This window comes from Nannocystis pusilla (genome assembly GCF_026626665.1).
Taxonomy (GTDB): domain Bacteria; phylum Myxococcota_A; class Polyangia; order Nannocystales; family Nannocystaceae; genus Nannocystis; species Nannocystis pusilla.
Map to the genome: position 1 here is coordinate 11,773,214 of NZ_JAPNKE010000002.1, position 23,681 is coordinate 11,796,894.

19 protein-coding genes and 9 pseudogenes are annotated in these 23,681 nt (G+C 74.0%); 19 read left to right on the forward strand and 9 right to left on the reverse strand.

Going from position 1 to position 23,681, the window contains the following annotated elements; genetic code table 11:
- Nucleotides 1-197: 197 nt before the first annotated feature.
- The 3 genes and pseudogenes from OV079_RS60305 to OV079_RS52350 all read left to right on the forward strand — a co-directional run.
- A pseudogene (locus tag OV079_RS60305) lies at nt 198-728 on the forward strand (serine/threonine-protein kinase); the annotation flags it as partial.
- Nucleotides 729-777: 49 nt separating this feature from the next.
- Nucleotides 778-2,259, forward strand: a complete 1,482-nt coding sequence (locus OV079_RS52345; RefSeq protein ID WP_267778176.1) for a tetratricopeptide repeat-containing protein kinase family protein — start codon at nt 778-780, stop codon at nt 2,257-2,259.
- Entirely contained in the window at nt 2,202-3,035 is an 834-nt protein-coding gene (locus OV079_RS52350) for a tetratricopeptide repeat protein (protein ID WP_267778177.1), read from the forward strand. The genes OV079_RS52345 and OV079_RS52350 overlap by 58 nt, the downstream gene beginning before the upstream one ends.
- Before the next feature lie 237 nt (nt 3,036-3,272).
- Here the strand turns inward: OV079_RS52350 and OV079_RS52355 are convergent, their stop codons facing one another.
- The gene (locus tag OV079_RS52355) at nt 3,273-3,509 is read right to left on the reverse strand and encodes a hypothetical protein (protein WP_267778178.1); all 237 of its coding nucleotides are present in this window, start codon (nt 3,507-3,509) and stop codon (nt 3,273-3,275) included.
- 285 nt (nt 3,510-3,794) lie between these two features.
- Between OV079_RS52355 and OV079_RS52360 the strand changes: the two genes are divergently transcribed.
- The gene (locus tag OV079_RS52360; protein ID WP_267778180.1) at nt 3,795-4,250 is read left to right on the forward strand and encodes a hypothetical protein; all 456 of its coding nucleotides are present in this window, start codon (nt 3,795-3,797) and stop codon (nt 4,248-4,250) included.
- 103 nt (nt 4,251-4,353) lie between these two features.
- Here OV079_RS52360 and OV079_RS52365 read toward each other — a convergent pair whose 3' ends face one another.
- The 6 genes and pseudogenes from OV079_RS52365 to OV079_RS60320 all read right to left on the reverse strand — a co-directional run.
- Complete coding sequence (locus OV079_RS52365; RefSeq protein WP_267778849.1) at nt 4,354-4,800, reverse strand: 2OG-Fe(II) oxygenase family protein; 447 nt, start codon at nt 4,798-4,800, stop codon at nt 4,354-4,356.
- Nucleotides 4,695-4,964, reverse strand: coding sequence for a hypothetical protein (locus tag OV079_RS52370; protein WP_267778909.1), 270 nt, complete (start codon nt 4,962-4,964; stop codon nt 4,695-4,697). The genes OV079_RS52365 and OV079_RS52370 overlap by 106 nt, the downstream gene beginning before the upstream one ends.
- 211 nt (nt 4,965-5,175) lie before the next feature.
- Nucleotides 5,176-5,268, reverse strand: a pseudogene (locus OV079_RS60310) (2-oxoglutarate and iron-dependent oxygenase domain-containing protein); the annotation flags it as partial.
- Nucleotides 5,240-6,163 (reverse strand): PAS domain-containing protein, encoded by a 924-nt coding sequence (locus OV079_RS52375; protein WP_338089166.1) that lies wholly within the window; start codon nt 6,161-6,163, stop codon nt 5,240-5,242. The gene OV079_RS52375 and the pseudogene OV079_RS60310, both read right to left, overlap by 29 nt.
- Nucleotides 6,164-6,252: 89 nt before the next feature.
- A pseudogene (locus OV079_RS60315) lies at nt 6,253-6,327 on the reverse strand (hypothetical protein); the annotation flags it as partial.
- Between the two features lie 68 nt (nt 6,328-6,395).
- Nucleotides 6,396-7,127: pseudogene (locus OV079_RS60320) on the reverse strand (PAS domain-containing protein); the annotation flags it as partial.
- Nucleotides 7,128-7,263: 136 nt separating this feature from the next.
- On the opposite strand from OV079_RS60320, the gene OV079_RS52385 reads away from it, so the two are divergent.
- The 5 genes and pseudogenes from OV079_RS52385 to OV079_RS52405 all read left to right on the forward strand — a co-directional run bounded on the left by OV079_RS52385 (nt 7,264) and on the right by OV079_RS52405 (nt 11,662).
- Entirely contained in the window at nt 7,264-8,850 is a 1,587-nt protein-coding gene (locus tag OV079_RS52385) for a carboxypeptidase-like regulatory domain-containing protein (protein ID WP_267778183.1), read from the forward strand.
- Nucleotides 8,847-9,503: an MSCRAMM family protein gene (locus OV079_RS52390; protein ID WP_267778184.1), complete on the forward strand. Its 657-nt coding sequence runs from the start codon at nt 8,847-8,849 to the stop codon at nt 9,501-9,503. The genes OV079_RS52385 and OV079_RS52390 overlap by 4 nt, the downstream gene beginning before the upstream one ends.
- Complete coding sequence (locus tag OV079_RS52395) at nt 9,500-10,084, forward strand: MSCRAMM family protein (RefSeq protein WP_267778186.1); 585 nt, start codon at nt 9,500-9,502, stop codon at nt 10,082-10,084. The genes OV079_RS52390 and OV079_RS52395 overlap by 4 nt, the downstream gene beginning before the upstream one ends.
- 28 nt (nt 10,085-10,112) lie before the next feature.
- Nucleotides 10,113-10,289, forward strand: a pseudogene (locus OV079_RS52400) (PDZ domain-containing protein); the annotation flags it as partial.
- Nucleotides 10,290-11,101: 812 nt separating this feature from the next.
- A complete protein-coding gene (locus OV079_RS52405) occupies nt 11,102-11,662 on the forward strand; it encodes a hypothetical protein (protein ID WP_267778187.1) in 561 nt (186 codons plus the stop codon).
- 264 nt (nt 11,663-11,926) lie between these two features.
- Here OV079_RS52405 and OV079_RS52410 read toward each other — a convergent pair whose 3' ends face one another.
- On the reverse strand, nt 11,927-12,859 hold the full coding sequence (locus OV079_RS52410) for a hypothetical protein (protein ID WP_267778188.1): 933 nt from the start codon (nt 12,857-12,859) through the stop codon (nt 11,927-11,929).
- 331 nt (nt 12,860-13,190) lie between these two features.
- Entirely contained in the window at nt 13,191-13,805 is a 615-nt protein-coding gene (locus OV079_RS52415) for a hypothetical protein (RefSeq protein WP_267778190.1), read from the reverse strand.
- 972 nt (nt 13,806-14,777) lie between these two features.
- Here OV079_RS52415 and OV079_RS52420 point away from each other — a divergent pair.
- The 10 genes and pseudogenes from OV079_RS52420 to OV079_RS56965 all read left to right on the forward strand — a co-directional run bounded on the left by OV079_RS52420 (nt 14,778) and on the right by OV079_RS56965 (nt 23,672).
- Nucleotides 14,778-15,458 (forward strand): beta-ketoacyl synthase N-terminal-like domain-containing protein, encoded by a 681-nt coding sequence (locus tag OV079_RS52420; RefSeq protein WP_267778192.1) that lies wholly within the window; start codon nt 14,778-14,780, stop codon nt 15,456-15,458.
- Nucleotides 15,459-15,546: 88 nt separating this feature from the next.
- The gene (locus OV079_RS55375) at nt 15,547-15,876 is read left to right on the forward strand and encodes a beta-ketoacyl synthase N-terminal-like domain-containing protein (RefSeq protein WP_420829479.1); all 330 of its coding nucleotides are present in this window, start codon (nt 15,547-15,549) and stop codon (nt 15,874-15,876) included.
- Nucleotides 15,831-16,290: pseudogene (locus OV079_RS60325) on the forward strand (beta-ketoacyl [acyl carrier protein] synthase domain-containing protein); the annotation flags it as partial. The gene OV079_RS55375 and the pseudogene OV079_RS60325, both read left to right, overlap by 46 nt.
- Nucleotides 16,291-16,976: 686 nt before the next feature.
- Nucleotides 16,977-18,013: pseudogene (locus tag OV079_RS56955) on the forward strand (acyltransferase domain-containing protein).
- A gap of 23 nt (nt 18,014-18,036) precedes the next feature.
- Nucleotides 18,037-19,851 carry an acyltransferase domain-containing protein gene (locus tag OV079_RS52440; RefSeq protein WP_267778194.1) on the forward strand — a complete coding sequence of 605 codons (1,815 nt, stop codon included), beginning with the start codon at nt 18,037-18,039 and terminating at the stop codon, nt 19,849-19,851.
- A gap of 254 nt (nt 19,852-20,105) precedes the next feature.
- Nucleotides 20,106-20,327, forward strand: a pseudogene (locus OV079_RS60330) (TubC N-terminal docking domain-related protein); the annotation flags it as partial.
- A gap of 163 nt (nt 20,328-20,490) precedes the next feature.
- Nucleotides 20,491-20,697: a hypothetical protein gene (locus OV079_RS56960; RefSeq protein WP_267778910.1), complete on the forward strand. Its 207-nt coding sequence runs from the start codon at nt 20,491-20,493 to the stop codon at nt 20,695-20,697.
- On the forward strand, nt 20,682-22,454 hold the full coding sequence (locus OV079_RS52450; protein ID WP_267778852.1) for a condensation domain-containing protein: 1,773 nt from the start codon (nt 20,682-20,684) through the stop codon (nt 22,452-22,454). Before OV079_RS56960 ends, OV079_RS52450 begins: the two co-directional genes overlap by 16 nt.
- Nucleotides 22,337-22,693, forward strand: a pseudogene (locus OV079_RS60335) (AMP-binding protein); the annotation flags it as partial. The gene OV079_RS52450 and the pseudogene OV079_RS60335, both read left to right, overlap by 118 nt.
- A gap of 163 nt (nt 22,694-22,856) precedes the next feature.
- Nucleotides 22,857-23,672, forward strand: coding sequence for a non-ribosomal peptide synthetase (locus tag OV079_RS56965; protein WP_338089032.1), 816 nt, complete (start codon nt 22,857-22,859; stop codon nt 23,670-23,672).
- Nucleotides 23,673-23,681 lie beyond the last annotated feature (9 nt).

The following is a 23,681-nucleotide window of genomic DNA, read 5'->3' on the forward strand; positions in this document are numbered from 1 at the left end:
CGGAAGAGGCCGGGGGTAAGTCCACGCCGGAGCCCGCCGTCGGCGAGAGCGACACCCTCCCGCGGGCGCTGGCGGGGCCGCCGGCGAGCGACGACCCGATCGACAAGCAGCTGGTCAAGCGGGCCCTGTTCCCGCGCCGGACGACGCCGGTGCAGATCGGGCGCTTCCAGATCCTGAGCCTCGTCGGTCGCGGCGGGATGGGGGTGGTCTACGCGGCCTACGACGACCTCCTCGATCGCAAGGTCGCGGTCAAGGTGCTGCTCGGCGAGGCGGTGCGCGACCTGGCGCTGTCGCGCGGCCGATTGATGCGCGAGGCCCAGGCGATGGCCCGCCTGCAGCACCCCCACATCGTCACGGTCCACGAGGTCGGCCAGGACGACGGCCAGGTGTTCGTCGCCATGGAGTTCGTGCGCGGCACGACCCTCGACGCGTGGGCGCAGGAGGACCGGCCGTGGCGCGCGATCGTGGCGACGTTCGTCCGCGCCGGCCGCGGGCTCGAGGCGGCCCATCGCGCGGGTCTCGTGCACCGCGACTTCAAGCCGGCCAACGTGATGGTGAGCGACGACGGCGCGGTCAAGGTGCTGGACTTCGGCCTCGCGCGCGCGGCCGACGACGCCGCGCCAGCGGCCGTCGACCTGCCGCGTCACGTGAACCAGGCCGACTCGCACCTGACCCCGCTGACGCGCACCGGGGTGGTGCTCGGGACGCCCGCGTACATGTCGCCCGAGGCCCACCGCGGCGAGCCGTCGACCGCGGCCAGCGACCAGTTCAGCTTGCGTGTCGCTGTATCAATGCCTCTACAAGCAGCCGCCGTTCGACACGACGTCGCTGGCGACGCTGCTCGCCGATCTGCGGCGCGGCGAGGTCGCGCCGCCGCCCGCGGGCACGCCGGTGCCGGCGCGGGTGTTCCGCGCGCTCCGCCGCGGCCTGGCGAGCGCGCCGGAGGAGCGCTTCCCGTCGATGACGGCGCTGCTCGCCGAGCTCGAGCACGACCCTGGAGCCACCCGGCGCCGCGTGGCGGCGCTCGGGCTGACGGCGGTGGTGACCGCGACCGCGGCGTTCTTCGCGGCGGCGCGCGAGCCCGCGGTGCAGCGCTGCCCCGACGCGCAGGCCGAGCTCGCGGGCGTGTGGGACGCGACGCGGGCGGCCGCGGTCCACGACGCGTTGAAAGCGATCGGCACGCCGGCGGCCGAGGACGCGCTGGCCGGGGTGCTGCCGCGGATCGACCGCTACGCGGCGTCCTGGGTCGAGATGCGCAACGAGGCCTGCGTGGCCCACGACGAGGCGCGCCAGTCGTCGCAGCTGTTCGACCTGCGCACCGCGTGCCTCGATCGGCGCCGCGCCGGGCTCGACGCGCTGGTGGTCGCGCTGACGGAGGTCGAGGCGGCCGGGCTCGGCGCGGCGGTGCAGGCCGCCGCCGCGCTGCCGCCGCTGTCCCGCTGCGCCGAGGTGGAGGCGCTCGTCGCCGACATCCCGCCGCCCGAGGACCCGCACCTGCGCCTCGCGGTGCAGGCCCACCGCGAGACCCTCGCGCGCGCCCAGGCCCGCGAGGACGCCGGGCAGTACGCGCTCGGCGAGGCGCTGGTCGAGGATGTCCTGAAGGACAGATCGGCGTTGGCCTACGCGCCGCTGCGCGCGGAGGCGCTGCTGCACCGCGGCAGCCTGGCGATGGAGGCCGGCCGTCACGTCCCGGCCGAGGCCGCCTTCGACGAGGCGCTGCTGGCGGCGCTCGGCTCAGGGCACGCGGCGGTGGCGGCCCAGGCCAGCTCGAAGCTGGCCTACCTGCGGGCCATCCCGCTGAACCGCCCGCAGGACGGGCGCGCCGACATGCCGCTGGCGACCGCGCTCAACCACCGCGTCGAGGCCGACGTCGACCTGTACGCCGAGTTCCTCAACAACATGGGCACCGTGACCGCGGTCAGCGGCGACCTCGAGGCGACGCGCGACTCCTGGGAGCGGGCGGTCGCGCTGCGCGAGGAGCACGGCCGCGGCGAGTCCCTCAAGGGCCTGGAGACGCTGGCCAACCTCGGCTGGCTGGCGCGGGCGCAGAACCGCGACGAGGACATGGCGGCGCTGTACGGCCGCGCGGTCGCGGTCTCGAGGGGCTGCTCGGGCCGCGCCACGCCACCCACTTGCGCTACGCGTGGATGCTCGCCGACAGCCAGTGGCGCCTCGGCCGGCCGCGCCAGGCCCTGGCCGGGATGCGGTCGCTCGAGCAGCGCTTCGACGGCCTCGACAACGCCTACGTGCGCAGCATGATCCTCCACGGGATGGCGCTGGTGGAGCTCGACGAGGGCCTGCTGCCGGCCGCGCAGGCGCACCTCGACCGCGCGCTGGCAGAGGCGCCCGAGACGTCGATGCAGGTCGACGTGGTGCTGTGCGAGCGCGTGCGCCTGTTCGCGCTGCTGGGCGACGCCGAGGCGATGCAGCGCGAGTACGAACGCGCGCTGGCGCGGCTCCCCGCGCCGCCGCAGGCGAGCGACTCCAAGTACCAGTGGCTGCTGTCTGCGTACGGCCGGGGCCTCGACGCGCTCGGGCGGTCGGCCGAGGCCCTGGGGCCGCTCGAGCAGCGGCGCGCGGCGCTGGTGGCCGCGGACCGCCCGATCGAGGCCGCCCCGACCGCGGTGACCCTCGCCGAGATCCGGCTGAAGCTCGGGCGCCTCGACGAGGCCGAGAGCGACCTGCAAGGCGCGCGCGCCGATCCCGAGCGGCTCACCCCGCCGAACAACCTGATCCTCGCCCGGGCGAACGTGGTGCTCGCCGAGCTGTCGCTGGCCCGCGGGCGCTTCGAGGAGGCGGCCGAGTTCTCCGGGGCGGCGCTGTCCGCCTACGAGGCGGTCGCCGAGCCCGACCACCTGCCGGCCTTGCGCGCCCGCTTCGCCCGCGCCCGGGCGCTCACGGGCGCGGCGCCCGAGGTGCCGGCGGAGGCACGGCGGCTGGTCGACGCGGCGCTCGCCGGCTGGCGCGGCAAGGCGCGCGAGACGGAGCTGCGCCGCGCGACCGAGTGGCTGGCGGGGCACGGCGCGGCGCCGTGACGGAGCGATGGGGAGTCTTCGAGGGGAATGTCCACAGCAACCGACGACGGCGCTGGTCGACGCGGCGGCGCCCTTGCTCGAGCAAGCGCTGTTCGCCGAGCCGCGAGGCGCTGGGCCGGTTTTCGCGTACCCGCTGCGTCGACGGCGAGGAGGCGCTGGCCGGGACGATGGCGCGGCTGGGCCTCGGCGTGTTCGGGATGACGCCGAACGCAGCCGGGCCGGCGCGAGCGCGCAGCCTCAGCAGTTCGGGCAGTCGCAGACGAGGTCGACGTCGCCGTTTCCGCCGCCCGCGCACACCTCGTTCCGGTCATCACAGGCCGCCCCGGCGCATTCGCAGTCGACCTCGTCGCCGCACGACGCGGGCCGCGGCTCGCAACGATAGCTGTCGCCGAAGATGGTGGGGCGATTGATGCAAATGAACGAATCGGGGCACAGGTCGCACGCGGGCACCGTCCAGCACGAGGCCGGGGGCACGCAGGCGCCGGTCCAACACAACGAGATGGAGTCGGACCCGGCAGGGCCCCGGGCGGGCACTCCGGCGGGGGCACGTCGCAGGCGACGACGCCGTCGCAGGAGACCTTCTCGGTCACGCACTGGCCGAACACGCACCTCGCCTCCTCGATGCCGATCTTCTCGCACTGGGTCTTGCCGCACCGCGCGTCGCAGTCCGGGTCGTCCTGGCTCACGGGGATGGCGTAGCAGGAGCAGCAGTCGGTGTGCAGCTTGCAGTCGGCGTCGACCTCGCAGGGTCCGCCGCCCGTGCCGCCGGTCGTCTCCGGGCCGGTGGTCTCGCTCGTGGTGGAGCCGCCGGGGTCGGTGGTCTCGCCGGTGGTCTCGCCGGTGGTCGTCGTGTCCGGCGCGCCCGTCTCGGTCTCGCCGGTGGTCCCGTCGCTCGTGGCGGCCGAGGTCGTGGCGGATTGCGTCGAGGTCCCGGGAGCCCCGGTCGGGTCGAGGCCGGTGGTCGGCGCGTCGGTACCCGCGGACGAGACCACCGAAGTCTGGCCCGGCGAATCGCCGGTGCCGTCGGTGCCGGGCGCGCTCGAGGTGCTGCCGAGCGTCTCGCTGGTCTGCGGAGACGCCGGCGAACAGGCGCATAAACCAATGCCGGAGAGAGCCAAGAGAAATCGAAGCCGCATCGTGCGAAGATCGCAAGAAGCCCGTGGTCACGCCAGACGGCGGCCCCTGAGCCGCGCGGCAGGTTCGCCGCGCAAATGACCGGGCGTCACGCCTCGGCCGCCTCGACCGCTGCGCGTGCGCGGAGCCGACGGGTCGGTGGTCGCGCTGAGTTCCGGTGAGGAGCTCGCCGCGGCGCGGCGGGTCACACGTTGAGGTTCTTGGCCTTGGTCATCTTCATGAACAGGTGCTCGCCGGAGGTGGTGCGGGCGTACTTCGGCGGGTTGTCGGGGCCGCAGCAGCTCGCCAGGGGGATGACCTCGGCGTCGTAATTGGGCTGATGAAAGAACACCAGCGATTGCCGGCGAGTGTCGCCATTGGTGTCGGGCGGCGGATTGGTGACGCGGTGCATGGTCGAGCGCCAGCGGTCATTGGTCCACTGGGCCATGAGGTCGCCGACGTTCATCACGAACGCGTCGGTGGGCACGCGCACGGCCGCCCAGGTGCCGTCCTGGCGCTGGACCTCGAGGCCGCCGGGGGCGTCCGTCATGCTGAGCAGCGTGAGGCTGCCGTAGTCGGTGTGGGCGCCGGCGCGGAGCTGGCCGGGCTGCGCCGGGGTCGACTGGTGCGGGTATCGAGGGCGCGCAGGCAGCTGATGTTGCGGTCGACCTTGTCGTCGAAGAACTCGCGCGGGAGCGCCAGCGCGGTGGCGAACACGCGCATGAGTCGCCAGGCGACGCGGTCCAGTTGGCGGTAGAACTCGGTCCAGGCGGCCGCGAACTCGGGCACCTCGGCCGGCCAGGTCGGGTCGGGCATGTACATGCGACCGAGCTGCGAGGTGAAGTAGGGCTCGTCGCCGCGGTCGATGCGGCCGACGGTGTACGTCTCTTGAAGTCGGGCACCGTCTCCTGGTCGAGCGAATAGGACAGGCCCTCCGCGCCCAGGCCGCGGTAGCCGACGAAGCCGCCGGGCGGGCGGCGTAGCGCTCGCGCGCGGCCAGGTCGAGGTCGAAGAAGGCGCGCGAGCTGCGGTGCGCCGCGTCGATCACGTCCTGCGGGACGCCGTGGCCGACGACCACCACGAACCCGAGGTCACGACAGGCGCGGTCGAACGCCGCGGCGACCTCGGCCGCGCCGGCGGCGTCGCCGTCGCCGAAGGGGCCGATGTCGATGACGGGAATCTCCGCAGGAATGACGCTGCTCATTGTCCATACCCCCTGCCGCCGCGCGGCGGTTGCCTGTCTTGCGCTCGCGGATCCGCGTGAGCGCGTGGCCGATCCCGTGCTGTAAGGTCTGACGGACGGTGAGCTGGCGCAGCGGCGCGTCGAGGTCGGCCAGCGTCTTGGCGACCTCGGGCGAGATGCCGGTCAGCACCGCCTCGGCGCCGAGCATGCGCATGGCCCGGACCGTCTGCATCAACGCGTCGACGATCTCGGGCTCGATCTCCCGCACGCCGGTGAGGTCGAGGATGACCGCCGCCGCCCGGGTCGCGGTGATCCGCTCGAGCACCGCGCCGGCGATCTGCTGATTGCGCTCGTGGTCGATGGCGCCGATCAGCGGCACGGCGAGCACGCCGTCGGCGATCGGAATGATCGGGGTCGACAGCTCGAGCAGCGCCGAACGCTGGGCCCGGATGACCTCCTCCTGCAGGCGGAGGTGCTCGCTCTCGGCCCGGCGCATGTCGGTGACGTCGGTGGCGACCGTGCCCACCGCCTCGATCTCGCCGGCGTCGTTGCGGATCGGGAACATGTGGGTGAGGAACATCTTGGTGCTGCCCTCCCACGGCACGGTCTGCTCGAGCACCAGCGTCTTGCCGCTGCGGAACACCTGCGCCGTGGTGTCCTGCATCGCCTCGGCCGCGCCCGGCGGCAGGACCTCCGGGACCCGCTTGCCGAGCACGTCGGTCGGCGTGCGCCCGACCTGGCGCGCGGCCTCGTGGCTGACCAGGACGTACTTGTTGCTGGCGTCGGTGGCGAGGATCGCCAGCGGCGCGTTCTCGACGATCGCCTGCAGGATCGATCGGTCGCCCGCAGCCGCTCCTCGGCGCGCCGCTGCTGCGTCAGGTCGGTCGAGATCCCGCCCTGCGCGATCAGCCGGCCGGCGGCGTCGAGCACCGGGAACTTGTACGAGCGAAAGAAGTGCAGCCCGTCCTCCTGCGGCAGGAGCTTGTCCTGCGTGAAGGTCGTGAGGTTCTCGACGACCTCCCGATCGGCGACCCGAAAGGCCTCGTAGACCTCGGGAACACGTCCGAATCGCGGCGGCCGAGCACGGCCTCGCGCGACAGATGCGTCAACTGCTCGTACGTGTTGTTGATATGGGTGAAGATGCCGGTCTCGTCCCGTAGGTAGATCACCGAGTCGACGTGATCGATCGTGGTCTGGAGCAGGCGCTCCAGGCGGTCGAGGTCTTCGTCCTGCTCGGCGATCCGGCGGCGAAGAGCAGCGTTCTCCGCCTGTAGGCGGGCGATCTCGGCGTTCTCAGGCATCGGCTTCACCCGACTTGAACACACGCCGCCGATCCAGGGAGGATACATTTGCCCCCGGGCATGCGAGATAGCTTGAGGTCTTGGGACCCCAGCGCGCGGCTGAACAGGCGTGAATGTCGCTGTCTGCTCACCTCGGATCACGCACTCGAGGTCGTGCTCGTCGAACCGCGCGCTGTGTCGATTGGACTGTCGGGTGTGGCTCCGAAGTTTCGCGCGCGGGTGTACGGGGATCCATGAGTGCATTCGCCGAGTCGGCGCCGCGGTCTGCATCGAGGCGCCGGCGCGGGCGATCGCCGGCCCGGCGCGGCGAACCCCGACGGTCGCGCACGGCGTCCGGGTGCCCGGGGTCCGCGCTTCACCGGCGTCGGCTGCGCATTGTCGACTGGGAATGTGCAGGGTGTACGGCGAGACTCGCCAATCATCGGTGTCGGCGCCGGGCGACCCCGCAATCACGGCGGTCGGCACGGCGTTTCCGACATGTGTGAATCCTATCATGGCCGGCCTGCGCGTCTCCGCGCGACCGATGAAAGCCGCCAGAGGCGGGCCAGGAGCCGCCCGAGGCGGCGGAGGGGGCGCGCAGGCTGCTCGGGCGCACGTCGGGCGGGGCGTCGCGGCGCGCGATCGTGTTACGATGACGCTTTGCGCGGCAGGCCGGGGCTGGACAAACGTGCAAGCCCGGCGCTCCGAGGATCTTCAGGATGACCCAAACGACACGGAAGTTCGTGATCGCGGCGGCGATCGGGGTGATTGCGCTGCTCTTGTGGTGGTGGTCGGCGGGGCGGCGAGGCGAGTCGACGGCGGGGCCCGAGGACGCCGCAGGGGCGAGCGGCGGGCCGGCGATAGCGATCGGCCCGCTCGGCGACGAGGCGAGGCTGGCGCGCTCGACCCGCGCCGCGCCGACCGATCGACGATCTCCGGGCGCGTGCACGCCGCCGATGGCCGCGGGATCGCCGGCGCGACGGTGTGCGCCGGCAGCTTGGCGCCGGGGCTCGGCAGCGAGGAGCAGGCGGCCCGCGCCTGCACGACCAGCGCGGTGGACGGCAGTTATCGCATCGAGGGGCTGTTGCCGGTGCGGCAATTCGTCCACGCGAGCGCGCCGGGGCACGTGCCGGGGCAGTATCGTGCGGGCCCGGGCCGGCGGGCGAGCACCCTGGCGACGCTGCGCGCGGGCCAGGAGACGGCGGGGATCGACGTGCTGCTGGCGGCCGGCGGGGTCGAGCTCAAGGGGGTGGTGCGCGACCTCAGCGGCGGCGAGCTCGAGGGGGCGCTGGTGTCGTCCGGCTTCGCGTACGCGCGCTCGGGCGCCGACGGGACGTTCACGCTGTGGGTGGCGCCGGGCGAGGCGTACATCGAGGCGCACCACGACGGCTACGTGAAGGGCTGGATGATGGGTCTGGCGCCGGGGATGACGTTCGAGATCGCGTTGACGCCGGAGTCGGTGCTGGTCGGTCGCGTGGTGCGCGTCGAGGACGGGGCGCCGCTGGCGGGCGCGAGCGTGTACGCGGAGAAGCACCTCGACACGTCCGCGCAGGCGGTCACCGACGCCGACGGGAATTTCCGCATCGTCGGCCTGAAGCCGGGGGCCTACGGGCTCGAGGCGTTCCACGACGAGGCCTACGGGACGGGGCCCGAGAGCGCGGTGCTCGGGCTCGGCGAGACGTCGGAGCCGATCGTGATCAAGGCGCACCCGGCGTTCCTGGTCGAAGGGACAGTCGTGATCGCGGGCGGCGAATCGTGCGAGCGCGGCTGGGTGCGCCTGGTCGACAAGGCGGTCGGGGCTCGCGCGGGCCAGGTCGAGGCCGACGGGCTGGTGCGGATCCGCGGGGTCCTGCCGGGGACGTACGAGGCGCAGGTGGAGTGCGACACGTACGTCGCCGAGCCGTCGTACGAGCCGGTGGCGGTGGTCGACGCGGCGATCCGCGGGCTGCGCTGGCAGGTCCAGCGGGGCCAGGCGATCCGCGGCCGGGTGGTGCTGTCCGGAGGGACAGGTTCGCGCGGGTTCCACGTCGGCGCGGAGCCGCAGACCGACGCGGCGGCGGCGCGGGCCCGCACGACCCGGGCGTGGTCGGAGCCGACGGCGGAGGACGGCCGATTCGAATTGCTCGGGCTGCTGCCGGGGCGCTATGGCGTGAGCGCGTCGTCGGGCGACCACCCGCGGCTGGAGCCGCCGCTGGAGGTCGACTGTTCGAAGGACAGGACCTCGAGGACATCCTGGTGACGGTGCCGGCGACCGGCGAGCTGCGCGGGACGGTCAAGGACAGCGAGGGCCTGGCGGTGAAGGGGGTCGAGGTGATGCTGCGCGGCGGGCAAACAGAGCTGCCGACGACGCGCACGCTCGACGACGGCAGCTTCCGCCTGGCGCACGTGCCGGCGGGCGAATACCGGGTGCAGGCGGTGAGCTCGTCGGTGCCGCTGCAGGCGCCGGGGACCACCGACGACGACGTGCAGGGGACGGCGGTGACGGTCGCCACCGGCGAGGTGCGCGAGGTGCAATTGGTGGTGGAATCACAGCACGGGCGGATCGTCGGGCGCGTGGTCGACTCCGCCGGCGGACCGCTGTCGGACGCGTTCGTCGAGGCGACGCGCGAGAGCGACAGCGCGGCGGCCGGGGCCGGAGACGCGCTCCGGGACTCGCGCTGGTCGATGTGGGGCGGCGAGACGCGCAAGCTGACCGACCAGGACGGCCGGTTCGAACTGTCGCGGCTGGGCGACGGCAATTACACGCTGGTGGCCCAGCGCCGCGGCGGGGGCGAGGGATCGGTCGAGCACGTGAAGACGGGCAGCGAGGTGGAGATCAAGATCGCCGACGCGGGCTCGGTGACCGGGACGGTGCGGATCCAGGCGGCGGGTCGCCGCAAGAGTTCGAGGTGACGCTGCACGAGCCGAGCACGGGCTGGCGCACCGGTGACAAGTTCTTTCGGACAGGTGGCGTATTCCGCTTCCCCGAGGTACCGCAAGGCAGCTACAGGGTGATCGTCGAGGCGGCGGAGGGCTCGAGCTCGACGAAGGCGAGCGTGCGCGAGGGCGGTCGCGCGGAGGTGCAGGTGGAGCTGCTGCCGCTGCTGACGGTGCGCGGGCGAGTGCTCGACGCGCGCTCGGGCGAGCCGGTGCCGGGGATGGAGGTACGGATCCGGGCGCGCGGGCTGGTGCAGTTCTTCACGATGTCCGACAATACGCCGAAAGGCCAGACGTCCGACGAGCAGGGCCGCTTCGAGGTCGAGAAGGTGGCGGCGGGCGCGGCCGAGGCGATCGTGCTGCCGAAAGATTGGGTGGACAACGGCTACGGCTGGACGTCGATCGCGCTGCAAGTGCCGAGCACGGGGGCGACGTCGGTGGAATTGCCGCCGCTGCGGATCGCCAAGCAGCGCGTCAAGGAGGGCGAGGCGCCGGGCGACCTGGGACTGCGCGTGCGCCCGCCGGCCCCGAGACGGAGCCGGGCGAGGGGAAGCTGATCGTGGGGTCGATCCGCCCCGGGGCCCGGCGATGCGCGCAGGGCTGCAGATCGGCGACGAGATCGTGAGCGTCGACGGGCAGGACGTGACGGGGCCAAATGGGTACCTGTTCCATGAATTGTCGGCAGTGCCGGCGGGGACGACGGTGAAGCTGGGGCTCGGGCGCGGGGCGACGCTCGAGGTGGTGGCCGACGCGGTGAAGTGAGGCGGTCGGAGTTCGCGAATGATCGCGGTCCCGATAGATTCAGGGCGTGCGATATGGCGCCTCCGTTCTGCTGACGATGTTCACCGCGCGGCGCCGCGGCGCGAACTCGGCGAATCTCGCTCGCATGTCGGGGAACAATGAACAAAGCGGGATGACAGCGCCGTGCGTGCGGGGTGCCGGATGGGGTCGAAGGGCGGGTGGTGAATTGAACAATGTTGTGATCGATCGGCGCTGCTATCTTCCATGGCGGATTGCCCGCACGAACTGCGCGTTGACACGGATATGGGCGCGTGCTCCTCTCACGTCCAGGACGGCTGCGAGCATCGCGGCGCTCTGTGGGACGGGGAGTGAAACATCATGGCGAATCGAGTGCTGTTTTACGATCGTGGCGCCGGCGAGGCGGATGTCGTCGGCTTCGACGCAAATGGGCGGGTCAACCTCGATAAGACCAATCGGGGCTGGCGTAAATCCTGGGACATCCTCCTGACCGGCAACTTCATCGGACGGAGCTCCGTGCTGCTCTACGATCGGGGGGCGGGCGAGGGCGACGTCGTCGGCTTCGACGCCAACGGTGCGGTCAATCTCGACTTCACCAATCGGGGCTGGCGAAAGACCTGGGACGCCATCATCGCGGGCGACTTCCTGGGCAACGCCAGGTCGGAGGCCCTGTTCTACGACCGCGACGGGGGCGAGGCGGATGTCGTCGGCTTCGCCGCGGACGGACGCGTCGACCTCGACACCACCAACACGGGCTGGCGCACGAGCTGGGACGTGCTGGTCACCGGCAAATCCTGGGGAACGGCAAGGACCAGGTGCTGCTCTACGACCGCGCCGCGGGGGAGGCGGACGTCGTCGGCTTCGGCGCCGACGGCCGGGTCAACCTCGACACGACCAACCGCGGCTGGCGCAAGACCTGGGATCTCATCGTGGTCGGCGACTTCGTCGGCAACGGCCGGAGCCAGATCCTGCTCTACGATCGCAACGCGGGCGAGGGCGACATCGTCGGCTTCGACGCGAACGGCAAGGTCAACCTCGATTTTACCAACACCGGATGGCGAAGGTCCTGGGATCTGCTGGTCCCGGGCGACTTCCTCGGCAACGCGAAGTCGGAGGTCCTGTTCTACGACAGCCAGACCGGTGAGGCGGACGTGGTCGCCTTCGGTCCGAACGGCGCCGTCACCCTCGATACGACCAACAGGGGCTGGCGCAAGTCGTGGGAGATCATCATCGCGGGCGACTTCGTCGGCGGCGGCAAGCAGGAGATCCTGCTCTACGATCGCGCGACCGGTGAAGGCGACGTCGTCGGCTTCGGCGCCGACGGCAAGGTCAATCTCGACACGACCAATAGGGGTGGCGCAAGAGCTGGAGCGTGATCCTCCCGCTCCCGTGAACGGCGCCGCAGGCGATGCCTCTCACGAGACACGCAAGTCCTCGGTGCTCGCGATCTGCGCGGCCTGGCTCGCCTGTCGGCGGTGCCGACCCCATCCAATGCCTCCCTCGTGAGCGAGCACTCTGCCATCGACGAGCGAGGTTGCGACGGACGCCGCCGGGCGGTCCGGGGTCGGTGCACGAGGGCTCGCGGCGGCCGGGGAGCGCCGGGCCGCGGCGATCGATGTGTCTGAAAGGACAGCTCGTGACTACGGGTAGCGATCGAGCCGATCGAGCTCCGCGAGGACGTCGCCCCGCAGGCCGTCGCAGGCGGCTCGCCAGCGCTCGAGCAGCTCGGCGCGGGCCGGCTCGCGGCGGAGGCGGTGCAGGGCGTACGCCAGGGCCCAGGTGATGCCCTTGCGATCGTCGTTGCGCTTCAGCGAGCCCGGGAGGCGCTCGATCAGCGCCAGCGCGGCCGGCGGATCGAAGCGCGCCAGCTCGCTCGCGCGGAAGGCGGCGGACCGGCGATCGCCGTGCGCGAGGTCGTGGGCGAGGGCGCGTTCGACCAGGCGGAGCTTGGCGGCGCGAAACTCGGCCTGCGTCACCGCGGGGCTGGTCGCCGGGGGTTGGGCGGTGAGGGCCGCGAGGCCTCCGCGGGAGAGGTGAGCGAACTCGTCGGCGGTCAGCCAGTCGACGTCGTCGACGAGCAGCAGCGGGGTGTCGACCAGGCGAGCGTCGGCCTCGGTGACGAGCCGGACGTGGATCCGCGTGGCCGGGCGGCGCAGGCGGGCGACGTAGGCGTCGTCGTCGCGCGAGGCCGCGAGCCAGTCCCAGAACGCCGCCTCGTCGGCGCCCGGGCCGATGGCGAACGAGGCAGGCAGGAGCTCCTCGGCGGTCCACCACAGCTCGAGGGCGCGCCCGTGAAAGGCGAGCAGCTCGGCGTCATTCGGGTCCTGCTCGTCGAGGTACGGGGCGAAGTCGCCGAGCGGCGCCGGAGGCCCGGCCTCGCCCGCGCCCGACCACGCCCACGCGAGCGCCCCGGCCTTGGCGTCGGCGAGCGCCTCCGCGAACTCGACGGCCGGCTCGGCGGCGTTCGGCGCGGTCGGCCGGACGACGCGCACGAGCAACGGTGTGAGCGTCGGGGCCGCGGCGGGGAAGAAATAGAAGCGTTCGTGGGCGATGCCCATGCGCCACGGTGCCACGACGGCACCGGCCGCGACAAGCGAGCGCCCGCGCCGTCGCGAGTCGCTTGCGCCGTGACGGCGGCGCAGGAGGGCGTCCGGGCGGTCGAGCGTCGCGTCGTGACGGACTTCGCGCAGACCCGACCTCGACACCGGTCATGTGTTCTGCGACGAGGGTCGCGCTCCCGCGCGCGGAGGTCATCGGCAGCGTCGAGGCCGGCTTCATGGCGACGCTCACCGTGCACGTCGCTGCTCGAGTCATCGACGCACCACCTCGGGTCGCACGCTGCGTGCGCTGTCGTCGGAGTCGGCTGCTCGAGTCGCGTTCGGACGCGCTGACCAGCGCGCGAGGTTATTCGTCCTCGTCCTCGTCCTCGTCGTCGGCCGTCCACAAATAGCCGGACTCGCTGACGACCACGGCGTCGCGCATGGACTCGCCCGGCCCGAGCATGCGGGGCTGGCCGCTGCCGCGCCACGGCGGCACGTCGAGGCCGTCGCGCCGGATCTGCAGGCGCTGTCGCGCGCCGTCGCGCTCGAACTCCAGCGCGAGCAGATCGTCGGTGCATTCGGCCGCCATCAACCTCGTGCCGAGCAGGCTCGCCTGGACGCTGCGGAACCGCCGGCCGGCCGCCTCGAGCTCGGCGCGCTCGGGCTCGAAGAACTCCTCGCGGACGAGGTCGCCGTCGAGGGTGGCCCAGCTCGCTGCGGCCCACAGAGTGACCACGAGCCAGCGGGGCTCGGGCGGCTGACCACCCGCGAGCCGGAGACCGAAGAAGCCCGGGCCGCCCATGCCGTAGGTGCCGAGGTGCGTCTCGACTGCGACGACCTCGGCGCCCACGGGGTCGAAGCCGCCGTCGCGGAACAGCCGCGGCGGGCGGACCTTCGTCGGCAGCCCCAGCGGGTACTCGTCCGGGTCGGCGGTCTCGTCGCCCTCGACGCAGTCGAAGATGCTCTTGTCGGTGGTCATCGTCGAGCCCGGGCCATGATGAAGGGGACATCGCGCGGGGGCAAGCCACGGGGCGCGCGTGAGTCGGTCGCAGCGAACGGTCTTCGCCGCGGAGGCGCGGTCGAGGAGACATCGCCGCGGGCGCGGGCGAGCTCGTGCATCGTTCGGCTCGGTGGGTCGGGATCGCCTCCGCGCGCGCCGGCGCGTCGCCCCGGTGGAGACACGCGATGAAGTCGTTCGCTGGTGAATGAGCGGCGCTCGAGCCTGTGCAGCGCTCGAGGATCGACGAGGCGAATCATCACAGTCGAGCGAGCCGCGAATCGGCGCTCGGCGTGCTCTCTTGCGGGGGGCCGCGCGGCGGGGCTCTTGCGCGACGCCGGGCATTGCTGTGAGTGCGGGTCGAATTTCCTCGGCCGGGCGAGGGAGTTTCGGGCGCGCCGTTGCGGACCGGGGACGCGCCGTCCGCGGGCCGGGGCGGGTTCAGGGGCTCGACGAGCCTGCGTGGGTGCATGTTGTCGTCCGGGGCAATTGATCGCGGATCGGCGGGCACTGGTAGCGATGCCGCCGCGCGGCGCCGTGCCTCACCGCGCTCGTGCATGAAGTCATGCGAAACCTACGACATGCCGGTCAGCGGCGCTCCTCGCGGCCGCGCGGCCCTCGGGACCCCGCGGGCCTCGTCTGCCGCGGACGACTTCGTAAGGCGCCCGCGCGGGCGAAGTCTCGCTGTGGGCAATGCGGGGACGGCGTCGACGCGCTGGCAGCGAGGAGCCGGAGAATTTCTTCGATCGATCGCGGGCGTGGTCGAGGCAGGACCGATCGACGTCCGATGGTGGCGCAGGCGCGGCGGCGTAGACCGAATGTGGGGCGTGCCGCAGAGCCGGGGCGAGCGGGCCCGGGTGAGCAGGGCGGAAATCTCCTGCGTGAGCTCCTGCGTGGATGGGGCCGGCGCCTCCGGGATGGACGGCGCTGCTGTGATTGTTCGGGAGGTGGTCGGTGCGATCGGCTGACGAGGTGCGGCGGTGGTTGACGGGCGCGATCGCGGAGCTCCTCGGCGCGCCGTCGCGGCGGATCGACGCGCGGGCGAGCTTTCGCAGCCACGGGCTCGATTCGGCGGCGGCGGCGGTCCTGGTGGCGCGGCTGTCGGCGTGGCTCGGCTCGTCGGTGCCGTTGACTGCGCTGTGGGAGCACCCGAGCGTCGTCGAGCTGGCGGCGCACCTGGCCGGCGAGGCGCGGCCGGAGGCCCAGGCGACGCGCGTGGCGGCGAGCGACGAGCCGGTGGCGATCGTCGGCCTGGCGTGCCGCTTCCCCGGCGGGGCGAGCTCGCCGGCGGCGCTGTGGCGATTGTTGACGGAAGAAGTCGACGCGATCGCACCGATCCCGCCGCACCGCCTCGACCTCGAGGCGCTGGCGCGGCTCGAGGCGGCGACCGGCGAGAGCACGGCCCGCGAGGGCGGCTTTTTCGCCGAGGTGGATGGGTTCGACCCGCTGTTCTTCGGGATGTCGCCGCGCGAGGCTGCCGTCTGCGATCCGCAGCAGCGGGTGGTGCTCGAGCTGGCCTGGGAGGCGCTCGAGGACGCGGGGGTGGTCCCGAGCTCGCGGGTCGGGTCGCCGACGGGGTGTTCGTCGGGGCGCTGTGGCATGACTTCGCGCTGCTGCTGGCGCGCGCGGGGCTGACGGCGATCGAGCAGCACACGGCGACGGGGCTGAGTCACGCGGTGATCGCCAACCGGGTGTCGTACGCGCTGGGGCTCGAGGGCCGAGCATGGCGGTCGACACCGCGTGCTCGGCGTCGCTGGTGGCGGTGCATCTGGCGTGCGAGAGCCTGCGCCGCGGCGAGTCGACTCTGGCGCTGGCGGGCGGGGTCAACCTGATCCTGGCGCCCGACAGCATGGTGCAGATGGCGAGGTTCGGGGCGCGCAGCCCGACGGGGCGCTGCCGCAGCTTCGACGCGGCCGGCGACGGCTACGTGCGCGCCGAGGGGCGGGGCTGGTGGTGCTGGAGCCGCTCGCGCGGGCGCTGGCGGCGGGGCGGCGGATCTACGGGCTCGTGCGCGGCAGCGCGGTCAACAACGACGGGCGCAGCAACGGGCTGACCGCCCCGAGCCCGCGGGCGCAGCGGGCGGTGCTGGCGGCCGCGTGCGCGCGCCGGGGTGGAGCCGGCGTCGATCGATTACGTGGAGGCCCACGGGACCGGGACGCGGCTCGGCGACCCGATCGAGGCGTCGGCGCTGGCAGCGGTGTACGGGCCCGGACGCGCGCAGGCGTTGCGGATCGGCTCGATCAAGACGAACATCGGCCACACGGAGGCGGCCGCGGGGATCGCCGGGCTGATGAAGACGGCGCTGGCGCTGCACCACGCGGCGCTGCCGGCGAACCTGCACTTTCGGACAGGCAATCCGGACATCGACTTCGCGGCGCTGAAGCTGGCGGTGCAGGACCGCGGCGAGCCGTGGCCGGCGCGCGAGGGGCCGGCGCGCGCCGGGGTGAGCTCGTTCGGGTTCGGCGGGACGAATGCACACGCGGTGCTCGAGGCGGCGCCGCGGCCGGAGTCGATCGTGGCGCTGGCCGCCGGCAGTGCGGCGGAGCTGCAAGCGCGGGCGGCCGCAGCGGCGGCGCGGCTGGCAGCGTCGAGCGATGGGTCCGTGAACGTGAGTGAGGCGTCGCAGCGGACGGTCGCGGAGTCGAGCGATGGGTCCGCGGGCGTGAGCGAGGCGTCGCAGCGGGCGGTCGCGGAGTCGAGCGATGGGTCCGTGGGCGTGAGCGAGGCGTCGCAGCGAGCGGTCGCGGAGTCGAGTGATGGGTCTGCGGGCGCGAGCGAGGCGTCGCAGCGGGCGGTCGCGGAGTCGAGTGATGGGTCTGCGGGCGCGAGCGAGGCGTCGCAGCGGGCGGTCGCGGAGTCGAGTGATGGGCCTGCGGGCGCGAGCGAGGCGTCGCAGCAGGCGGTCGCGGAGTCGAGTGATGGGCCTGCGGGCGCGAGCGAGGCGTCGCAGCAGGCGGTCGCGGGCCTGAGTGAGGTGGCTGCGGGGCCGAGCGACGGGGCGTTTCGGCTGGCGATCGCGGGGCGGGGCGGGGCGCTGCGCGAGGGCCTGGCGGCGTTCGGGCGCGGCGAGGCGGCGCCGGGGCTGGTGACCGGAGTGGCCGGGTCGCGGCGGCCGGTGCTGGTGTCTCGGGGCAGGGCGGGCAGTGGCTCGGGATGGGTCGCGCGCTGCTGGCACACTCGCCGGCGGCGCGGGCGGTGCTGCGGGCGTGCGAGCGCGAGGTCGCGGGGCAGGTCGGGTGGTCGCTGCTGGACGAGCTGGGGGCGTCGCCGCAGGCGTCGCGGCTGCGCGAGGCGGACGCGGTGCAGCCGCTGCTGTTCGCGGTGCAGGTGGCGATCGCGGCGGCCTGGCGGGCGCAGGGCGTGGTGCCGGCGGCGATCGTCGGTCACAGCGCGGGCGAGGTGGCGGCGGCCCACGTGGCGGGCGCGCTCGACCTCGCCGACGCGGTGCGCGTGATCTGCCTGCGCGGGCGCCTGACGCGGCGGATCGCCGGGCTCGGCGGGGTGATGTTGATCGAGCGGGCGGCGGCCGAGGTGGCGGCGCTCGTCGCCGAGTTCGCGGGGGTCACGATCGCGGCCCACAACAGCCCGCAGGCGACCGTGGTGTCGGGCGATCGCGCGGGGCTCGAGCGGCTGGCGGAGCAGTGCCGGCGGGCGGAGATCCGTGCGCGCGGGTCGAGGCGGCCTACGCGGCCCACGGGCCGCAGGTGGAGCCGCTGCTCGACGAGCTGGTGGCGGGGCTCGAGGGCATCGTGGCGATGCCGACGCAGGTGCCGCTGGTGTCGACGGTCACCGGGGCGGCGATCGACGGCCGCGCGCTCGGAGCGAGCTACTGGGCCCGCAACCTGCGGGCGCCGGTGGCGTTCGCGGCGGCGATCGACGGGCTCTTGCGCGAGGGGGCCGACCTGTTCCTCGAGGCAGGTCCGCACCCGGTGCTGGCGCCGGCGCTGCAGCAGTGCCTGGCGCACGCGGGGCGCGAGGGGCAGGCGATCGCGTCGATGCGCCGCGACGGGCCGGGGGCGGGCGAGCTGGGGACGGCGGCGGCGGCGTTGTGGACGCTCGGGGTGCGGGTGGCGGCGATCGATGGGCCGGGCGAGGAGGCAGGGTGGCGGTTCGTGGGGGCGCGGAGGCAGGCGCTGGGACGCGGCAGGTGCCGGTGGAGGCGCGAGAGGCAGGCGCGGGGACGCAGTTGACGGTGGGGGCGCGAGAGGCAGGCGTGGGGACGCAGTTGACGGTGGAGGCGCGAGAGGCAGGCGTGGGGACGCGGCTGGTGATGGAGGGCGTGGGGGCGTCGCGGCGGTGCGCGGTCCGGGTCTTCGAGGAGCCGGGCGACGGCGAGGCCGGGCCGTGGCTGTTGCCGGTCTCGGCGCACACCCGCGAGGCGCTGCGCGAGCGGGTGGCCGGGCTGGTGGCGGCGCTGACGGAGCCGGCGGGGCCGGGCCCGGGCGACCTGTGCCACTCGGCGGCGCTCGGGCGCGAGCACCTGGCGCACCGGATCGCGGTGGTCGCCGAGACGAGGGAAGGGCTGCGCGAGCGCCTGGCGGGCGCGCTGGCGAGCGGAGCCGACGCGGGCGGGCCGGCCCTGCGCGCGCCGCGGGTGGCCCTGGTGTTCCCCGGGCAGGGCGGGGCGTGGGCAGGCATGGGCCGCGAGCTGCTGGCGGACGAGCCGGCGTTTCGCCGGGCGCTGTACGCCTGCGACGCGGCGCTCGGGCGCCACGCCGGCTTCTCGGTGGCGGAGGCGCTGGCCCGCGGCGAGGCGCCGGAGGACGCGGCGCGGGTCCAGCCGCTGCTGTTCGCGGTGCAGGTGGCGCTGGCGCGCACGTGGGCGGCCTACGGGGTCGAGCCGGCGGCGGTCGTCGGTCACAGCATGGGCGAGGTCGCGGCGGCGCACGTGGCCGGGGCGCTGAGCCTCGACGACGCGGCGCGCCTGATCGCCCGCCGCAGCCGCCTCATCGGCTCGCTCGCCGGGCGCGGGACGATGGCGCTGGTCGAGGCGACGCCGGCGGCGCTGGAGCTCGCGCTGGCCGGCCACGCCGGGGCCGTCAGCGTGGCGGCCCGCAACGGCCCGCGCAGCTTCCTGCTGGCCGGCGAGGCCGCGGCGCTGGCGGCGATCGTGGGCGAATTCCAGGCGAGCGGGGCGTTCGCGCGCCTCACGGGCCTGCCGTTCCCGATCCACTGCGCGCTGTCGCGCCCGATCGCGGGCGCGCTCGCCCACGACCTCGCCGGCGTGGCGCCGCAGCGCGGGCGCGTCCCGATCTACTCGACCCTGCTCGGGCGCCGGATCGACGGCGCCGAGATGGACGCCGACTACTGGCTGCGCCACGCGCTGGAGCCGGTGCGCTTCCACGAGCAGACGCGCGCGCTGCTCGACGACGGGATCGACGTGCTGCTCGAGGTCGGACCGCACCCGGTGCTGGCGCACGCGTGCGAGCAGACGATCGCCGAGCACGGGGCGCCGGCGCGGGTGCTGTCGTCGCTGCGCCGCGGCGGCGGCCGGGCGCACCTGCTCGAGGTGCTGGCGCGGCTGTACCAGCGGGGGCTGGCGGTCGCGTGGCCGGCGGTGCTGCGGGGCGCGGGCTCGATCGTGTCGCTGCCGACCTACCCGTTCCAGCGCCGGCGGCTGTGGCCCGCGGCGCTCTCGGGCGGGGAGACCGAGGTCGGGCCGGGGCGCGCGGAGGCGCCGGCGCAGCCCGAATTGGCGGCGCTGGCGGAGGCGCTGGCGAGAGAGCCGTCGACGCGGCAGATCGAGCGGTTCGTGCAGCTGGTGGCAGGCGAGCTGCTGGCGCTGGCCCCGGGGGCGCTGTCGCCGACGCTGTCGCTGCGGCGGCTGGGGCTCGACTCGCTGGGGGCGATGCGGCTGGGCAACCGGGTGCGCGAGGCGCTGCGGGTGGAGGCGCCGGCGCCGTTGTTCCTCGAGGACCGCAGCGTGGCCGCGCTGGCGCTGGCGCTGGCGGAGTCGGCAGCGCAGGGCCGCGGGCGCGTGGCGTCGGCGGGCGAGCTGGCGGCGGCGATGGAGGAGGAAGGGCTGTGAGCGCGACGATTCGGAGCGGTGATGGGGTGGCGGTGCCTGTGAGCGCGGGGACGCGGAGTGACGAATCGTCGGAGCGCGGAGACGGAGAGTTGTCCGTGAGTGCGGCGATTCGGACCGGTGAATCCGTGGTGCGGGAGGCTGCGAGCGCGGGGACGCGGAGTGACGAATCGTCGGAGCGCGGAGATGGAGAGTTGTCCGTGAGTGCGGCGATTCGGACCGGTGAATCCGTGGTGCAGGGGGCTGCGAGCGCGGGGATGCGGAGTGACGAATCGTCGGAGCGCGGAGACGGAGAGTTGTCCGTGAGTGCGGCGATTCGGAGCGAGGGGTCCGGGGCGAGCGCGGCGACGCTGGTCGGTGGATTGGTGGAGCGCGGGGTCCGGTTGTGGGCCGAGGGCGAGCAGCTGCGGCTGCGCGCGGAGCCGGGGGTGGTGACGCCGGCGGACCGCGAGGCGCTGCGCGCTGCCAAGGCCGAGGTGCTGGCGCTGCTGGCCGGACGCGCTGCGACGCCGATGTCGAGCGTGCAGCGCCGGCTGTGGTTCCTGACGCGCTTCGACGGCACGCGGCCGGCTTACTTGGTGACGCAGGCGTACGCTGCGCGGGCCGGTCGAGGCCGACGCGCTGGCGCGGGCGCTGGCGCGGGTGGTGGGCCGGCACGAGGCGCTGCGGGCGACCTTCGCCGAGCTCGACGGCTATCCGGTGCAGCTCGTGCTGCCCGCGTGGGCGCCGGCGTTGATGCGGCTGGAGATGGATGCGTCGGCGGACGACGCGGCGATCGCCGCGGCGGCCAGGACGCGCTGTGCCGGCCGTTCGCGCTCGATCGAGAGCCGCCGGTGCGCGCGTGCCTGATCGCCTGCGGGGCGGGGAGATCGATCCTCGCGCTGGCGTTCCACCACCTGGTGATCGACGGGGCCTCGCTGGCGCTGCTGGCCGGCGAGCTCGGGCCGCTGTACACCGCCGAGCTCGCGGGCGCGGAGGCGAGGGTGCCGGCGCCGGCGCTCGGCCACGCGGACTTCGTGGCGTGGGAGCGGCGGGTGCACGCGGCCGCGGATTCGCTCGAGTTCTGGCGCGCGCGGCTGGCCGAGCTGCCGGTGGTCGAGCTGCCGCAAGACCGGCCGCGGCCGCCGCTGCAGAGCTACCGCGGGCGTCAGCTCGGGTTCGGCCTGCCCGGCGAGGTCGAGCACGCGCTGCAGCGGGCGGCCGCGGACGCGGGGGGTGACCGCTTCGCGGCGCTGCTGGCGGTGTTCCTGGTGACGCTGCAGCGGCTGTGCCGGGCGCGTGACCTGGTGGTCGGCACGCCGCACGCGAACCGCGACGACCGGGGGATCGAGGGGCTGATCGGCTGCCTGGTCAGCACCGTGGTGCTGCGGGTGGAGGTGGCGCGCGGGCTGTCGTTCCGCGAGCTGCTGCGCCGGGTCGACGCGGGCTGCCGCGAGGCGTTCGCCCACAAGGACGTGGGGTTCGAGCGGCTGGTCGAGCTGTCGGGCCAGCCGCGCGACCCGGCCCGCACGCCGCTGTTCTCGGTGTTCTTCGGGGCGCAAGGGCCCGCCGAGCCGCCGGCGCTGCCGGGCGTGGTCGCGGAGGCGTGGCCGTTCGACCCGGAGGTCGCGACCTTCGACCTCGAGTGCCAGTCCGTCACCGGCCCGGGCGGCACGCGCGGGACGCTGACGTACACGACGGACCTGTTCGAGGCGGCGTTCGCGAGCCGCTTCGTCGAGGCGTTCGTGCAGCTGGCCGCAGGCCTGGCTGCTGCGCCGGCGGCGGCGATCGAGGCGGCGCCGATGCTCGACGAGCTGCGCGCCCGCGAGGTGGTGCTGGCCTACAACCGGACCGCGGCGCCGTTCCCCCGCGAATCGACGCTGCCGGCGCTGATCCGCGAGCAGGCCATGCGCACGCCGGAGGCGCCGGCCGTGACGCACGCGGGTCGGACGTGGCGCTACGGCGAGCTCGCGGCCGAAGTGGAGGCGATCGCGGCGGGGCTGCGCGCGCGCGGGGTCGGCCCGGGGCAGATCGTGGCGGTCCTCGGCGAGCGCTCGGCGGAGCTGCTGGGTGCCCTGCTCGGGGTGCTGGCGGCCGGGGCGGCCTACCTGCCGCTCGACCCCGCGTTCCCCGAGGACCGGCTGCGCTTCATGATCGAGGACAGCAGGGCGACTCTGGTGATTCGCGATGTCGAGACGCGGGCGGTGCCGGGCGAGGCACCGAGCGTGACCATCGCGGCGCTGTCCGCGGGCGCGGCGAATCGGCACAGGCAGGGATCGATCGCCGAGCCGGTGAATCGTCGCAGGCTCGAATCTCGAGATGATTGTCCATACCGCGAATCCACGGAGGCGGCGAGTCGGCGTCTTCATGGATCGGCGGGGACGAATCATGAACCTGGCGAATCCGCCGTCGAGGCCGCGCCGAACCACGGCGGACCCGAGGATCCCGCGTACGTGCTTACACCTCGGGCTCGACCGGCACGCCGAGGGTGGTGGTGCGCCACCGCAACCTGGTCAGCTGCCTGTCGGCGATGGCGCGCGGGCCGGGGATCGCCGCCGACGACGTCCTGCTGTCGGTCACGACCTGGGGCTTCGATATCGCGGCGCTCGAGCTGTTCCTGCCGCTGACGCACGGGGCCCGGCTGGTGCTCGCCGACACCGCGGCGCTGGCCGACGGGGCGCAGCTGCAGGCGCTGCTGGCCGCGGAGGCGATCACCGTGATGCAGGCGACGCCGGCGACGTGGTCGCTGCTGGTGGCGTCCGGGTGGGCCGGCGACCGCAAGCTGCGGGCGCTGTGCGGCGGAGAGCACCCGCCGCGCGGGCTGGTCGACTGGCTGGCGTCGCGTTGCGCCGAGCTGTGGAACATGTACGGGCCGACCGAGACGACCATCTGGTCGACGCGCGCCTGCGGCCCGGCGACCCGATCACTCTCGGCCGACCGATCGAGAACACGCAGGTGTTCGTGCTCGACCCCGAGGGCCAGCCGCTTGGCCGGGGACGCCGGGCGAGCTGTGGATCGCCGGCGAGGGCGTGGCTGCGGGTTATTTGGGCCGCCCGGAGCTGACCGCGGCGCGGTTCGTCGAGCAGAACCCCGCGGGGCTGCTGCCGGCGCCGATCCGCTGCTACCGCACGGGCGACCTGGTGCGCCTGCGCGACGACGGCCAGCTCGAGTTCCTCGGGCGCCTCGACGATCAGGTGAAGATCCGCGGCCACCGCATCGAGATCGGGGAGATCGAGCACGCGCTCTCGCGCCACCCTGCGGTGCGCGAGGCGGCGGCGGCCCGCCCGGGGCCCGACGGGGAGCGCCAGTTGGTGGCGTTCGTGTGCGCGGCGAGCGGTGAGGTGGTGCGGACCGCCGAGCTGCTGGAGTCGCTGCGCCGCAGCCTGCCCGCGTACATGCTGCCGGCGCGGGTGGTGGTGCTGCCGGAGCTGCCGCGCACGCCGAACGGCAAGCTGCACCGCCAGTCGCTGCTGACGACGCGGATCGCCGAGGTCGCGTCCGAGGCCCGCTACGCGCCGCCGGCGGACGCGGTCGAGGCGGCGGTGGCGGAGCTGTTCGCGAAGCTGCCGGGCCGCGCGCCCGGCCGCGACGACGACTTCTTCGCGCTCGGCGGGCACTCGCTGCTGGCGGCGCGCCTGCTCTTCGCGGTCAAGCAGCGCCATGGCGTGGCGCTGACGATGACCGCGCTGTTTCAGGCGCCGACGGTCGCAGGCCTGGCGAGCGCCATCAAGCTGGCGCGGCTGCGGGCCGCGGCCGCGAACGGAGATCTCGATGCGCTGACGGCGATGCTCGCCGGGCTGCGCGAGGAGGAGGCGCACGAGCTGCTCGCGCGCCTCGATGCGTGAGAACGAAAC